This window comes from Burkholderia alba, assembly GCF_034721475.1.
GTDB classification, from domain to species: Bacteria; Pseudomonadota; Gammaproteobacteria; order Burkholderiales; family Burkholderiaceae; genus Burkholderia; species Burkholderia alba.
In genome coordinates this window covers 268,849-281,880 of the sequence record NZ_JAWJWL010000006.1, presented here as the reverse complement: position 1 = coordinate 281,880, position 13,032 = coordinate 268,849, and the positions used below count along the sequence as shown (strand labels likewise).

The 13,032-nt window shown below is 66.3% G+C and carries 14 protein-coding genes; 7 read left to right on the top strand and 7 right to left on the bottom strand.

The genetic code is table 11. The features are described 5' to 3' along the window. The first annotated feature begins 46 nt into the window (after positions 1-46). Both RZR99_RS09300 and RZR99_RS09295 read left to right on the top strand, forming a co-directional pair. The gene (locus RZR99_RS09300) at positions 47-1,291 is read left to right on the top strand and encodes a DUF2957 domain-containing protein (protein WP_323119452.1); all 1,245 of its coding nucleotides are present in this window, start codon (positions 47-49) and stop codon (positions 1,289-1,291) included. Between the two features lie 19 nt (positions 1,292-1,310). Further along, positions 1,311-2,141, top strand: a complete 831-nt coding sequence (locus RZR99_RS09295; protein WP_323119451.1) for an OmpW/AlkL family protein — start codon at positions 1,311-1,313, stop codon at positions 2,139-2,141. A 213-nt stretch (positions 2,142-2,354) separates the two neighbouring features. Here the strand turns inward: RZR99_RS09295 and RZR99_RS09290 are convergent, their stop codons facing one another. Beyond that, entirely contained in the window at positions 2,355-3,260 is a 906-nt protein-coding gene (locus RZR99_RS09290; RefSeq protein WP_323119450.1) for a LysR family transcriptional regulator, read from the bottom strand. A 97-nt stretch (positions 3,261-3,357) separates the two neighbouring features. On the opposite strand from RZR99_RS09290, the gene RZR99_RS09285 reads away from it, so the two are divergent. Further along, positions 3,358-4,614: an MFS transporter gene (locus RZR99_RS09285; RefSeq protein WP_323119449.1), complete on the top strand. Its 1,257-nt coding sequence runs from the start codon at positions 3,358-3,360 to the stop codon at positions 4,612-4,614. Positions 4,615-4,687: 73 nt separating this feature from the next. Here RZR99_RS09285 and RZR99_RS09280 read toward each other — a convergent pair whose 3' ends face one another. Both RZR99_RS09280 and RZR99_RS09275 read right to left on the bottom strand, forming a co-directional pair. Then, positions 4,688-5,338 carry a LysE family translocator gene (locus tag RZR99_RS09280; protein ID WP_323119448.1) on the bottom strand — a complete coding sequence of 217 codons (651 nt, stop codon included), beginning with the start codon at positions 5,336-5,338 and terminating at the stop codon, positions 4,688-4,690. A 100-nt stretch (positions 5,339-5,438) separates the two neighbouring features. Beyond that, entirely contained in the window at positions 5,439-6,326 is an 888-nt protein-coding gene (locus RZR99_RS09275; protein ID WP_323119447.1) for an NAD(P)-dependent oxidoreductase, read from the bottom strand. Between the two features lie 90 nt (positions 6,327-6,416). On the opposite strand from RZR99_RS09275, the gene RZR99_RS09270 reads away from it, so the two are divergent. After that, positions 6,417-7,172 (top strand): Mut7-C RNAse domain-containing protein, encoded by a 756-nt coding sequence (locus RZR99_RS09270; RefSeq protein WP_323119446.1) that lies wholly within the window; start codon positions 6,417-6,419, stop codon positions 7,170-7,172. A gap of 123 nt (positions 7,173-7,295) precedes the next feature. Here the strand turns inward: RZR99_RS09270 and RZR99_RS09265 are convergent, their stop codons facing one another. From RZR99_RS09265 to RZR99_RS09255, 3 genes are all read right to left on the bottom strand, one after another. Next, positions 7,296-7,526, bottom strand: coding sequence for a hypothetical protein (locus tag RZR99_RS09265; protein WP_323119445.1), 231 nt, complete (start codon positions 7,524-7,526; stop codon positions 7,296-7,298). A 402-nt stretch (positions 7,527-7,928) separates the two neighbouring features. After that, on the bottom strand, positions 7,929-8,060 hold the full coding sequence (locus RZR99_RS09260; RefSeq protein WP_323119444.1) for an MFS transporter small subunit: 132 nt from the start codon (positions 8,058-8,060) through the stop codon (positions 7,929-7,931). Between the two features lie 15 nt (positions 8,061-8,075). Continuing rightward, positions 8,076-9,479, bottom strand: coding sequence for an L-lactate MFS transporter (locus RZR99_RS09255; RefSeq protein ID WP_323119443.1), 1,404 nt, complete (start codon positions 9,477-9,479; stop codon positions 8,076-8,078). Between the two features lie 101 nt (positions 9,480-9,580). On the opposite strand from RZR99_RS09255, the gene RZR99_RS09250 reads away from it, so the two are divergent. The 3 genes from RZR99_RS09250 to RZR99_RS09240 all read left to right on the top strand — a co-directional run bounded on the left by RZR99_RS09250 (position 9,581) and on the right by RZR99_RS09240 (position 12,007). After that, positions 9,581-9,781, top strand: coding sequence for a hypothetical protein (locus RZR99_RS09250; RefSeq protein ID WP_323119442.1), 201 nt, complete (start codon positions 9,581-9,583; stop codon positions 9,779-9,781). Between the two features lie 538 nt (positions 9,782-10,319). Continuing rightward, positions 10,320-10,700 carry a hypothetical protein gene (locus RZR99_RS09245; RefSeq protein WP_323119441.1) on the top strand — a complete coding sequence of 127 codons (381 nt, stop codon included), beginning with the start codon at positions 10,320-10,322 and terminating at the stop codon, positions 10,698-10,700. 671 nt (positions 10,701-11,371) lie between these two features. Beyond that, positions 11,372-12,007, top strand: coding sequence for a LysE/ArgO family amino acid transporter (locus RZR99_RS09240; RefSeq protein WP_323119440.1), 636 nt, complete (start codon positions 11,372-11,374; stop codon positions 12,005-12,007). Here RZR99_RS09240 and RZR99_RS09235 read toward each other — a convergent pair. Beyond that, a complete protein-coding gene (locus RZR99_RS09235) occupies positions 11,970-12,929 on the bottom strand; it encodes a LysR family transcriptional regulator (protein ID WP_323119439.1) in 960 nt (319 codons plus the stop codon). The two genes, RZR99_RS09240 and RZR99_RS09235, sit on opposite strands and share 38 nt — an antisense overlap. Between the last annotated feature and the right edge of the window lie 103 nt (positions 12,930-13,032).

The window sequence follows — 13,032 nt, the reverse complement described above, 5'->3', positions numbered from 1 at the left end:
CGACAGGGAGCCGGCCGCCGCATAAAGACAATCTTGGAGATGCGATATGAAGCGGAACCTCGTTCTGGCGCTGGCCATTGCCGCGCCCATCCTGACGGCCTGCGGGGGCGGCGACAACAACAATCCGGCCCCGCTCGTGGAAACCGCCCTGTGCCCGTCGTCGCTCGACTACAGCACGGTCTACACCGGCGGCGGCGGCGACGGCGAGCTGGCCCAGCTGCAAATCGACACGACCAAGATGACCTGGCAGGTCACCTATGTGGAGTCGCCGATTCCGCAGACCACCGGCACGGTCGCGCCGACGCGCGCCGGCACGACCCAAAGCGGCACGATCACGCAGGAAACCGGGCTGCCGACCCAGAAGCTGAACAACTGCGCGTACCGGCTGAACGGCGCGAGCCTCGACCCGACGCGCCCCGCTCGCGTGTTCATCGGGATGGGGGTGGCGGGCGGCACGATACCCGGCAAGGAAATTTCGTACGCGGGCCTGCTCGGCCAGGGCGCGGTGCCCGACACCACGTTCCCGTACTACCCGTTCATCGGCTTCACGACGCTCGAAACCAACATCGCGAATCTCGCGGGCACCTACAGCCAGCTCGGCTACGGCCAGGTGCCGTCGCAGAACTTCACGCCGACGACGATCGACGCGCAGGTGACGATCAACGCCGACGGCTCGTGGACCCGCTGCGATACGACCGGCATCTACGCGGGCACCTGCCGGCAGCCCGGCACGAACCTCGTGCAGTCGGCGGACGGCAGCGGCGCCTTCGAGACCGACCACTACCAGGGCCAGGTCAAGCCGACGCTCGCGACGGTGCCGGAAGCGAAGGGCTTCATCATCGTCGGCAAGCTGCGCAACCAACTGGTGCCGATCATGATTCGCACGGGCGTCGCCAATCCGAATCCGACACCGGACGCGAACGGCATACCCGGGCTGACCGCCGACGACGAATCGGGCATCTCGATCCTGTCTCCCCAGACGTCGGTCGCGCTCGGCTCGCAGAACGGCGAGTACATCGGCGTCGACAGCCAGTTCGATTACCGGACGACTGCGCTCACCAATACCCAGGCGACGCTGCTCGATCCGTTCAACGCCTCGCAGGCATCGCTCGCGACCGCGCTGAATCTCGACTACACGCAGACGGTTCCCGGCACGGTCACGTCGACGCACGTCGGGGCGAGCAGCACCGCGCCGACCGGCAAGTTCATCTTCACCGGAGGCGTGTTCGGCTTCCTCGACATGTCCAACGCGTCGTCGCCGTATTTCACGATCGGCGCCTTCGTCCAGTGAACGCGACAGGGAACCTGCGATGAAAAAGATCCTGTGCGCGGCGGCGAGCGCCGCCGCGCTGGCGCCGTTCGCCGCGCACGCGCAAAGCGCGGGCAGCAACGTGGTGACGCTCGGCTGGTTCCACGTGATGCCGCAGCAGAGCACCACGCCGCTCACCACCTACGTCGCGCCGACGCCGATCAACACGCCGCTGCGGCTGCCTGCGTCGTTCACCTCGCAGGGCACCGGAACGCGGACCAGCGGCGCGGATACGGTGGGGCTGACGGTCAGCCACTTCCTGACCGATCACATCGCGGTCACGTCCGTGGCGGGCGTGCCGCCCGTGTTCAAGATCAGCGGCCAGGGGACGATCCAGCCTCCCGGCCCGGCGGGCGCGCTCGGTTCGCAGAACATCGGCATCGGCCCGGTCAACCCGATCGTGAAAAGCGTGCGGCAGTGGAGCCCCGCGATGATCTTCCAGTACTACTTCGGCGCGCCGACCGCGAAGCTGCGGCCGTTCCTCGGCGTCGGGGTGTCGTACAACTGGTTCAGCGACGTGCAGCTGCAGCCGAACTTCGTGCTGCAGACCCAGCAGAACCTGGGCGCCATCCTGGCCGCGGGCGCGGGCAAATCGGGCACGACGCAGGTGTCGGCGAAGGCGTCGTCGTCATGGCAACCGGTATTCAACGCCGGGCTCACGTACAACATCACCGATCACTGGGGACTTGTCGCATCGGTCACGTACATCCCGCTCAAGACCACGTCGACGGTGACGATCAAGGCGGCGGACGGCACCGAGCTGGCGGAATCGAAGTCGGAACTGAAGGCCGACCCGATCATCAGCTATGTCGGGGTGTCGTACAAATTCTGACCGGCGGGATCGCGAAGGCAAAAAAAAGCCCGCCTGTAGAGGCGGGCTGAATCCATATCAGAGGAGACATGGAGGAGACGGTTCGAACTATACCGCCTTGTTTGACGCAATGCAACATTTCCGTATCGAAAATAAGGACTTTCCCTCGAATACTGGCTCTAACCGAGCGGTATTCGGGCTGGCCCCTGGCGGTACGACGGGTTCGCGCCTTCCTCACGCCCCGTTTTCCGCCTTCAAGATGTCCGTCAGCTGGTCCCGCAGCAGCGCGACCGGCCGCATCAGCCGCCCGGGCAGCATCGCGTGCACCAGCCAGATGTTGACGCCCGGCTCCAGGTCCGCGGTATCGATGACCCGCAGTGCGTCGCGATGGCGGCTGCGAGCCAGCGCCGGCGTCGACACGACGCCGAGTCCTGCGCCGCGCGCGACCATCGACAACTGCAGCTCCGAGCCGAACGCCTCCACCGCGACATCGAATGGCAAGCCGGCCGCGCCGAACGCGCGACTCAGCGCCGAACGCATCCCGCAGCCGTCCTGGCTCAATACCCATGGATAACGCGACAGTGCGTCGAGCGACAGGCGCCCGGCCGGCAACGGAAAATCGCGCGCCGCGACCAGCACAGTCGGCTGGACGCTCAGCAGCGTCGAAACCAGGCTGCCGGACATCTCGTAGCCGGCGGGCATCATCACCGCCGCCACATCGAGCGACGCGCGCTCGACACCGTGCAGCAGCGCGGGCGACCAGCCCGCCGTGACACGCAAGGTCAGACGCGGAAACATGTCGCGCAGCCGGTCGACCGGCCTCTCGAGCGCCAGCTCCGACAGGAACGGCGGCACGCCGATCCGCAATTCGCCCGCCGGTTCGCTGCCGGGCGCGGCGACGGCCAGCAGGTCGTCCACCGAACTCAGCACCTTGCGCGCCAGCGCATACACTTCGCGGCCCGCCGCCGTAGGCTTGAGCGGCTTGCTTTGCCGGTCGAGCAGCGATACGGCCAAGAGGTTCTCGAGGTTCTGCACCCGCCGCGTGAGGCCCGGCTGCGTCAGATGAAGCCGGGTCGCGGCCGCGACCATCGAACCGCTGTCCACCACGGCCACGAAGGCCTGAAGGTCACGCGTATTCAAAACAAACTCGCATAATCATATTAAACATATTTCAATTGTGGCATAAAGAGTCGCTCTCTACGATGAGGACTTTCCACCCCCTCATCCGGTGCCTTCGATGAACCAGCCTGCCGATCTGTGCCCCGCGCCGTCCGCCGACCCATCGCCACCCGCCCTGACCCCGGCGTTGACCGTCTTCTTCGCCGCGACCACCGGCGTGATCATCATCAACCTGTTCGCCGCGCAGCCGCTCACCGGCCCGATCAGCGCCGCACTGCACCTGCCCGCCGGCCTGACCGGGCTGGTCGCGATGCTGCCTCAGCTCGGCTACGCGGCCGGCCTCGTACTGCTGGTCCCGCTGATCGACCTGCTGGAGAACCGCCGCCTGATCGTCACGACGCTCGTGATCTGCGCGGCGACGCTCGCGATCCCCGCCGTCACGCATTCCGGCGCGCTGTTCCTCGGCGCGGCGTTCGTCGCCGGAGCCACGTCGAGCGTGATCCAGATGCTGGTGCCGCTCGCCGCGTCGATGGCGCCGGACGCGCAGCGCGGCCGCGCGGTCGGCAATGTGATGAGCGGCCTGATGCTCGGCATCCTGCTGTCGCGGCCGATCGCCAGCTTGATTGCCGACGCGGCGGGCTGGCGCGCGTTCTACGCAACGGCCGCGGCCGCGAACCTGTTGATCGCCGTGGTCCTCGCCGCGCAGCTGCCGGCGCGCGCACCTGCCGTCTCGACCCGCTACGGCGCATTGCTGCGCTCGCTGTGGACACTCGCGACGACCGAGCGCGTGCTGCAGCGGTACGCGCTGTCGGCCGCGCTCGTGATGGCGTCGTTCAGCGCGTTCTGGACCGCGATCGGGCTGCGGCTCGCTCAGGCGCCGTTCCATTTCAGCTTGCACGGCATCGCCCTCTTCGCGCTCGCCGGCGCGACCGGCGCGATCGTCACGCCGCTCGCCGGCCGGGCGGGCGACCGGGGCTGGGATCGGCGCGTCGCGCGCGGCGCGCATCTCGCGATGCTGGCCGCGCTGACGGTGATGGGTGTCGCGGGCGCGGGCTGGGGCGGCTTCGACGCGACCGCGCACCCGGTGCCGGCCGTGGCGCTGCTGGTCGTCGCGGCGGCGACGCTCGATGCGGGCGTCGTCGCCGACCAGACGCTCGGCCGCCGCGCCGTCAATCTGCTGAATCCGGCCGCGCGCGGGCGGCTGAACGGGCTCTTCGTCGGGATCTTCTTCATCGGCGGCGCCCTCGGCGCGATGCTGGCCGGGGTAGCCTGGGCGTGGGCCGGCTGGGGTGCGGTGTGCGCGGTCGGACTGACTTTCGCGGCGGCGGCGCTCGTGCTCGGCGCGGTCGCGCCGCACGCGGACGCGAGCCGGTAGCGGCCGCCCCAAAAAAACGCCCCGCGTTCCTCGGGAACGCGGGGCGCGGGTTCGGACTGCCGCCGGTGAAGTCTTAGTGGCGCACCAGCGCCATCATCGCGCCGAAGCCGACGAACAGTCCGCCCGTCATCCGGTTGAACGCCCTGGCGACGCTCGCGCTCTTGAGCGTCGCGCCGATGCGCGTGCCGAACGATGCATAGACGACGTACCAGCTTACCTCGATCACCGCGAACGTCGCGACGAGGATGCCGAACTGCGGCAGCGTGGGCGCCGACGCATTGATGAACTGGGGCAGCAGCGCAGCGGCGAACAGGATGGCTTTCGGATTGCTGCCCGCGACCAGAAAGCCGTTGCGGAACAGGGTCCAGTGCGATGCCTGCGCCGCGGCGCGCAGGCTGCCCGCGTCCGGTTCGAGATCCCCGGCGGCCGGCGTTTCGTCGACGCGCGCGCGCCAGGCCTTGACGCCGAGGTAGATCAGATAGGCCGCGCCCGCGAAGCGCAGCACATTGAACATCGCGGGCCACGCCTCGAGAAACACCCCCAGCCCGGCCGCCGACACCGACAGCATCGAGACGAGCGCCGTCATGCAGCCCGCCATCGTCGCGGTCGACCGGCGCAGCCCGTGGCGCGCGCCGTGCGTCATCACCAGCAGCATGTTCGGGCCGGGAATCGCGGAAACGACGAATACCGTCGCCACAAACAGCCACCAGGTATGCAAACTCATCGCCGCCTCGCTTCCAACCGTGAAAAGGGAAACGGCGATTATGCCGGGGAACCCGCCGGCGCGTCAGTCCCGCGCGCCGCCGCCGCGCCCGCCGACCCGCTCAACGCCCGGCGCGACGCGCGGCCACCTGACCGAGTACCGCGAAATCCTTGTCGCCGTCTCCGTGCGCGATCGCCTCGATCAGGCTGTCGCGCACGACGCTCGCGACGGGCATCGGCACCGACGCCGCATCGCCCGCTTCGAGCGCAAGCCGTACGTCCTTCAGCCCGAGGCTCGCCTTGAACAGCGCGGGTTCGTAGCGCGCGTCGGCGATCATCGAGCCATAGCCCTGGTACACCGGACCGGGAAACACGCTGTTGGTGATCACGTCGAGATAGTCGTTCATCGCGACGCCATGCGCGGCGAGCAGCGCGGCGGCTTCGCCCATTGTCTCGATCGCCGACGCAATCGTGAAATTGGCGGCAATCTTCACCGCGTTGGCCTGCTGCGGCAGCGAGCCGAGCCGCCAGGTTTTCTGGCCGATCGCATCGAATGCGGGCTGCACGCGGTCGATCGCCTCGGCCGGGCCCGCCGCGATGATCGTCAGCTGCGCGGCGGCGGCCACGTGCGGGCGGCCCATCACCGGCGCCGCGACATAGTGAATGCCGCGCTCGGCATGCGCATGCGCGAGCGATTCGGCGAGCGCGACCGAGATCGTCGCCAGGTTGACGTGGATCAGGCCGCGCGGCGCCTGTTCGAGGAGTGCCGCGTCGAATACGCCGCGCACCGCCTTGTCGTCGGCGAGCATCGAGAACACGGCATCGCCCGTCATCGCTTCGGCGGGCGTCGCGACCTGCACGGCGCCCTGCACGGCGAGCGCCGCCACGCGCTCCGGCGAACGGTTCCAGACCCGCACCCGGTGCCCGGCCTTCAGCAGATTGGCCGCGATCGCGGCGCCCATCTCGCCCAGCCCGATAAATCCGATATCCATCCGTTGCTCCTTGTGCATGACAAGCACGGAGTAAAGCACAGGCGCGTGACGTTTGCAGGCGCGGCGTTCCGCTCCGCGCGAAGCCGGCGCCGGTGCGATACTGGCGTGATGGTCATCGTCACTTTCCGCTTCTATGAGGAGCTGAACGATTTCCTCGCGCGAGCGCTGCGCCGTCGCGAGTTCGAGCGCACGTGCGCGCCCGACGCAACCGTCAAGCATGCGATCGAAGCGCTCGGCGTGCCGCACACCGAAGTGGAGCTGATCCTGGTCAACGGCGAATCGTCGAGCTTCGGGCGGGTGCTCGCGAGCGGCGATCGCGTCGCCGTCTATCCACGCTTCGAGACCTTCGACATCCAGCCTCTGCTGCGGGTACGGGCGGCACCGCTGCGCGTCACGCGCTTCATCGCGGATGCGCATCTCGGCGGGCTCGCGCAGCTGCTGCGCCTCGCGGGCTTCGATACGCTCTACGACAATCACTACCCCGATGCGCTGATCGAAACGATCGCCGCGCGCGACGCGAGGATCGTGCTGACCCGCGATCGCGAACTGCTGAAGCGCGGCTCGATCACGCACGGCTGCTATGTGCGCGAACTGAAACCCGAGGCGCAGCTGCGCGCACTGTTCGCGCGACTCGATCTCGCGCGCAGTGCGCAGCCGTTCAGGCTGTGCCTCGCCTGCAATGCACCGCTGCGCCGGATCGAGCCGTCCGATGCGATCGGTCGCGCGCCGCCCGGCGTGCTGCAGCGGCATACGCGCTTCGTGACCTGCGACGTATGCCGACGCGTGTTCTGGGAGGGGACGCACTGGCGGCGCATGCGCGCGCTGCTGGACAGCCTGAGCGCGCCGCCGCACACGCCTTCGTGACGGTCGATCGAGACACGTCGCGACGTATCCCCACCCCAAAAAAACAAACCCCGCATGCCGAAGCGTGCGGGGTTCGCGTCACGTGGACAACGACGGCCGCTCACGCGGCCGCCGCGCAAGCACTTACTGTGCTGCGCCCTTGTCGTTCGTGCCGGCTGCCGAAGCGGCTGCGGCCTTCGCCTTGCCCTTCGCCGTGCCGTGTTCCTTCATTTCGTGCTTCGGCTTGCTCTTGTCGTGCTTGACTGCCGACGCTGCGGCCGGTGCCGAAGCTGCCGGTGCCGAAGCTTGTGCGAACACGGAAGCCGATGCGAATGCGAGAGCGGCGGTTGCCAGCGAAGCGATGATCTTCTTCATTGTTTTTTCCTTGAATGTCTAAACGGTAGTACCCGATAAAACGATGCTTTAACCGCACCGGGCGCCAGTATTGCCCAAGGTCCCGCGCTTGTCATGAAACAAAACGTAAGGAATCTTTTCAGGCCGAGTACTAACGCACTGGCTCTATAACGCCTCGAATCGACGCTGCGTTGACAGTTTCGATGCGTCTTTTTCAGAACCGTAAACTTCACCCGAAAGATCAATGAGATAGCGGCGGGAAGCCGATTTCGCGACGGCCGGATAACCGGCGCCGCCGCGAATTTTCAGTGCATTCCAGATGATTTTTCCGAGCCGGCTTCGCGCCCGCCGTGACGGAAAACGGGCATTGCGTGCCGTCCGTCAAAGACAAAACAGCACACAACTTCACCCAAGGCGACGGATTCAGTGAAAGAGTTTCAATGCCTGCGTGATCGTATTGACGACGCCCCATGCGAGCGGAATCAATACGTATAGCCAGAACACGGCGAGCGTGCCCTTGCGGGTCGGATGGGATGCGTGAATCGCATTGCTCATGATGGGGATCCTCCGTTATTTGCCCGATGCGAGCTGCGCATCGTTCATGTAGTGCCGATCGTCGACGCGCCTTACAAAGAGATTGCAGAAGAAGCCGATCACCAGCAGCACGGCCATGATGTGCACCGTCATCGTGTACGCGTCGGCCTTCGCGACGCCGTGCGCCACTTCGTACGCGCGGATGTAATTCACGAGCACCGGCCCCGCCACCCCCGCGGCCGCCCAGGCGGTCAGCAGGCGGCCGTGGATACCGCCGACGAACGCGGTGCCGAACATGTCGGCCAGATAGGCCGGCACGGTCGCGAAGCCTCCGCCGTACATCGACAGGATCACGCAGTACGCGAGCACGAACAGCGCGATCTGTCCGGATGACGCGAAGCCCGGCACGCAGTAGTACAGCACCGCACCGAGCGCGAAGAAGATGAAATAGGTGTTCTTGCGGCCGACCCAGTCCGACGCCGACGCCCAGACGAACCGGCCGCCCATGTTGAACAGCGACAGCAGCCCGACGAAGCCGGCCGCCGCGGCCGCGCTCACCGTGTCCTTGAAGCTTTCCTGGATCATCACCGACGCCTGGCCGAGAATGCCGATCCCCGCCGTCACGTTGAGGAACAGCACGAGCCAGATCAGATAGAACTGCGGGGTCTTGAGCGCCTGGTCGATATGCACGTGCTGCGTCGTGATCATCTTGTTCCGCGACGTTGCCGGCGGTGTCCAGCCGGCCGGCTTCCAGTCGGCGGGCGGCACGCGGATCGCAAGCGCGCCGATCGTCATCGAGATGAAGTAGGCGATGCCGAGCACGACGAACGTTTCCGCGACGCCGATGCTCGTCGCGCTCTTGAAGTGATTCATCAGCGCGACCGACAGCGGCGCGGCGATCATCGCGCCGCCGCCGAAGCCCATGATCGCCATGCCCGTCGCCATGCCGCGCCGGTCGGGGAACCAGCGGATCAGCGTCGACACCGGCGAGACGTAGCCGAGCCCGAGACCGATCCCGCCGATCACGCCGTAGCCGAGATACAGCAGCGCGATCTGGTGGGTCCACACGCCGAGCGCGGAGATCAGGAAGCCGCCGCCGAAACAGCACGCCGCGGTGAACATCGTGCGGCGCGGGCCGACCCGCTCGAGCCACTTGCCCGCGAACGCGGCCGACAGCCCGAGGCACACGATCGCGAGCGAGAAAATCCAGCCGAGCGTGGTCAGCGACCAGTCGCCGGGCGCGGCCCCGGTGATGCCGATCACCTTGGTCAGCGGTCCGTTGAAGACCGAGAACGCATAGGCTTGTCCAATGCACAGATGCACCGCCAGCGCCGCGGGCGGCACCATCCAGCGCGAAAAGCCGGGTCGCGCGACCGTGGCTTCCTTGGAAAAGAAGGGGAAAGAGCCTGCCTGGCCGGCGGGCTCGGTGATGCTACTCATGGTTATCTCCGTTGCGAGTCTTGTTGTGCTAACGGCGCGGCACGCCGCCACTTGAGCCAGATCAAGTCCATCGACTCGGCCGGCTCGCCGGACTGCGCGATATGCAGCGCCGCTTCATATTCGAGACGCAACGGGTTCGCGCCACCCTGATCGTCATGGCAAGTTCGAACGATAGGCAGCACTTATTTCGTTCGCAATATGAGATTTCGACACATAAGGATTTGCTCGGATGCGAAGTTGCGCGGCTGCAAGACGTTGAACTCGAGCGCGGCATCCGCGCACAAAAACATGGTGCGGAATGACTGGTTTGGAATGCGGGCATCGGGTTCGGTGGGCCCTGAGCGGTGAGCGGTGAGCGGTGAGCGGTGAGCGGTGAGCGGTGAGCGGTGAGCGGTGAGCGGTGAGCGGTGAGCGGTGAGCGGTGAGCGGTGAGCGGTGAGCGGTGAGCGGTGAGCGGTGAGCGGTGAGCGGTGAGCGGTGAGCGGTGAGCGGTGAGCGGTGAGCGGTGAGCGGTGAGCGGTGAGCGGTGAGCGGTGAGCGGTGAGCGGTGAGCGGTGAGCGGTGAGCGGTGAGCGGTGAGCGGTGAGCGGTGAGCGGTGAGCGGTGAGCGGTGAGCGGTGAGCGGATGACGCGTGCCCTTGCGGACAGTTCACCGTCGTACAATTTCTCACACCCTCGCCGCGCACACCTTGGTAGGCTGCGAGGCACCGGCGGAGGTCAGCCATCCTGTCGTGTCCGCACCGCGACGCTCCGCGCGGATGGCTTCGCACCGCTCCTTTTCGAACCTAAACGCGTCCGCAGCGCGCACGCGTTTGCGCCGAACGAGAATTGAACCGACCCATGAAATCCTCCGAGATGTTTGTACGTTGCCTGTTGGCCGGCGCTGTCACCGTGATGGCCGGATGCGCGGGCTCGCCCTCCTCCTCCGGCGGCAGCGTGCAAGGCAATGCCGATACCCCGCTGATCTACGTATCGTCCACGCGCCCGGCATCCGCGGTCGAACAATGCCTGATCGACCGGGTGCCGCAAGCGCGCGTCGCGCAGCGCAGCGATGCAACGACGCTGCTGGTCGGTCCGTCGTCGCCGAGCGACGACTGGACCGTGACGCTCGCGCCGATCGGCGCGAACGGCACGACGATCGGCGTCTACCGGCCGCGCAGCGGCAGCGGCGATCCGGAAGAGTCGGAGCTTCGGTTTCATATCGCGCGCTGCGCGATATGACGCAGCCGGCGCGGCCTGCAACCGGACGAAAGATGTTGAATCCGCCGACCCTGTCGGCATGACGTCGATCACGCGCCTTTCGCACCGAATGTCGCGGTATTCGAAAATCGGCGAGTGGTGCATTTCATTTTCGTGAAATCAATCCCGCATCTGCCATTTCATCAAATCGAAAAGATCATCCGGTTTTCTCACGGAATCAGGTCGAGCGATCGTCAACGGGGAATCCCGTCGAGTCATCGACCGCCGATTGAACAGCATCGGCAATCACGGCCGGCGCAGGCCATCGGGAACGGGATTCGACAGCGATCTCGCGGCGCTGCCGTGCGGATCGGGATATTCCGAAATACGCGCCAATGCGGGGATCGCGCAGCGTCGGCCGCATCCCGCCCGAACGAAGGATGACTTTCAACTAGCCGACTATTGCCGATGTATCATGCCACCCGTTAATCCATGATTCCCCGGTCGGGAAAATCACGGCGTGACCCCGTGATTTCCGAATTGTCCCGGCAATACGCATCGTGACCCGGCGAGCAGCCAATCAACATAACGGGTCTGGCCGACGAAAGCCTTCGCGCCTTCGCGCGATATCTCGTTGATTCGGCATTGCGACGATCTTTTGCCCCCATCGCAGCACGAGGTCCGAAACGGACTTCTCCTCCCATGGAAATGACGTGCCGTCTCTACCGTTTGCTGAAGGTTTTCTGCTGGGCCTGGGGTTATTGATCGCGCTGGGCCCCAAAGACACGTTCGTGATCAAGCACAGCCTGAACGGGCACAGCGCACTGACGCTGGTGGCGATCTGCGCGATCTCCGACGCGCTGTTGATCGCCCTCGGCGTCGCGGGACTCGGCGCGGCGATCAGTTCGAGCCGGTGGCTGATGGTGACCTCGATGGTCCTCAGCGCGGGTTACCTGCTGTTCTTCAGCCTGCAAGCCTTCCGCTCGGCCTATGCGGAATTCGACGACGTGCTCGACGACCCCGCCGACGAGGTGCCCGCCGCCTCGAACGCGCAGGTGGTGAAAGGCGCGTTGTTCCATTCGCTGCTGACGCCGTACGCGTGGCTCGACACCGTCCTGGTCATCGGCGCGATCAGCGCAACCAAGCTCGGCGCCGCGAAGCTGGCCTTTGCAGGCGGTGCGATGATCGCGTCGTTCGTATGGTTCACTTTTCTGACGATCGGCTCGCGGCTGGCCGCGCCGCTGTTCCAGAATCGCCGGACCTGGCAGGGACTCGACATCGCCGTCGGCATCTCGATGCTTGTGCTCGGCGTCAAGCTGCTCGCCGACTACCCGTGGCGTCTCGGGTGACGCGATCGGGCTCGGCGATACCTTCGCCGCCGCCATCGCCGCCGAAACGCGCCAGCAGGAAATCGATCACGCTGCGCAGCTTCGCGGTCGGCCGACGATCCTGCGCGTAGATCAGATACATCGGCGTCGGCAGGTACGACCACGCGGGCAGCACCGGCAGCAGCCGACCGGCGGCGAGATCGTCGGCCAGCAACGCTTCGGGTAGCAGCACGACCCCCGCGCCCCGCAGCGCGGCGATGCGCAGCGCGTTGCCCTGATTCGCGGTGAAGCGGCTCGTCACCGGAACTTCGCAGATTTCGCCGCCGGGGCCGATCAGCCGCCAGCGATCGCGCCGTCGCCAGTACGCGAGACCGAGGCAGGCGTGGCCGCTCAGTTGCTCCGGATGTCCGGGATTGCCATGCACGTTCAGATAGGCCGGCGCGGCCGCCAGCAAGCGGCGATACGGCTGAAGCGGCCGTGCGACCAACCCGGCCGCATCGACTTCACCGATCTGGATACCCAGTTCGTACCCTTCGTCGATCAGATCCGGTACGCGATTATCCAGCGTCAGTTCGATGCTGACTTCCGGGTAGCGGGTCATATAGTCGGTCAACGCGGGCACGAGGCTGTGACTGCCGAAACTGACCGGCGCGATCACCCTCAGATGGCCGCGCGGGCTCGCCTGCAACTCCGACGCGCTCGCCTCGGCCAGCTCGACTTCCGCCAGCACGTGCTTGCAGCGCTCGTAGTAGAGCCGGCCGACCTCGGTCAGCTGCTGGCGACGCGTCGTGCGGTGAAGCAGACGCGCGCCGAGCCGCTGCTCGATCGTCCTGATGTGCTTGGCCGCCATGGTCGGCGACACCCGGCTCGCATCGGCCGCGGCGCTGAAGCTCCCGCACTCCACCACCCGCACGAACATCGCCATGCTGGATAATTTGTCCATGATTTCAAACCTATAGGTTCTGAATGAATCAAATCATCGCATGTTTATCGACCGGCGCTTTTCCGTGACACTGCGATGCATCGGCGCTTCATCTCGCGGCGCC

Bases quoted from the DNA above. Each gene is read 5' to 3' on its own strand.
- RZR99_RS09300 (WP_323119452.1), top strand. From the start codon at position 47: ATGAAGCGGAACCTCGTTCTGGCGCTGGCCATTGCCGCGCCCATCCTG.
- RZR99_RS09295 (WP_323119451.1), top strand. From the start codon at position 1,311: ATGAAAAAGATCCTGTGCGCGGCGGCGAGCGCCGCCGCGCTGGCGCCG.
- RZR99_RS09285 (WP_323119449.1), top strand. From the start codon at position 3,358: ATGAACCAGCCTGCCGATCTGTGCCCCGCGCCGTCCGCCGACCCATCG.
- RZR99_RS09280 (WP_323119448.1), bottom strand. From the start codon at position 5,338: ATGAGTTTGCATACCTGGTGGCTGTTTGTGGCGACGGTATTCGTCGTT.
- RZR99_RS09275 (WP_323119447.1), bottom strand. From the start codon at position 6,326: ATGCACAAGGAGCAACGGATGGATATCGGATTTATCGGGCTGGGCGAG.
- RZR99_RS09270 (WP_323119446.1), top strand. From the start codon at position 6,417: ATGGTCATCGTCACTTTCCGCTTCTATGAGGAGCTGAACGATTTCCTC.
- RZR99_RS09265 (WP_323119445.1), bottom strand. From the start codon at position 7,526: ATGAAGAAGATCATCGCTTCGCTGGCAACCGCCGCTCTCGCATTCGCA.
- RZR99_RS09260 (WP_323119444.1), bottom strand. From the start codon at position 8,060: ATGAGCAATGCGATTCACGCATCCCATCCGACCCGCAAGGGCACGCTC.
- RZR99_RS09255 (WP_323119443.1), bottom strand. From the start codon at position 9,479: ATGAGTAGCATCACCGAGCCCGCCGGCCAGGCAGGCTCTTTCCCCTTC.
- RZR99_RS09250 (WP_323119442.1), top strand. From the start codon at position 9,581: ATGCAGCGCCGCTTCATATTCGAGACGCAACGGGTTCGCGCCACCCTG.
- RZR99_RS09245 (WP_323119441.1), top strand. From the start codon at position 10,320: ATGAAATCCTCCGAGATGTTTGTACGTTGCCTGTTGGCCGGCGCTGTC.
- RZR99_RS09235 (WP_323119439.1), bottom strand. From the start codon at position 12,929: ATGGACAAATTATCCAGCATGGCGATGTTCGTGCGGGTGGTGGAGTGC.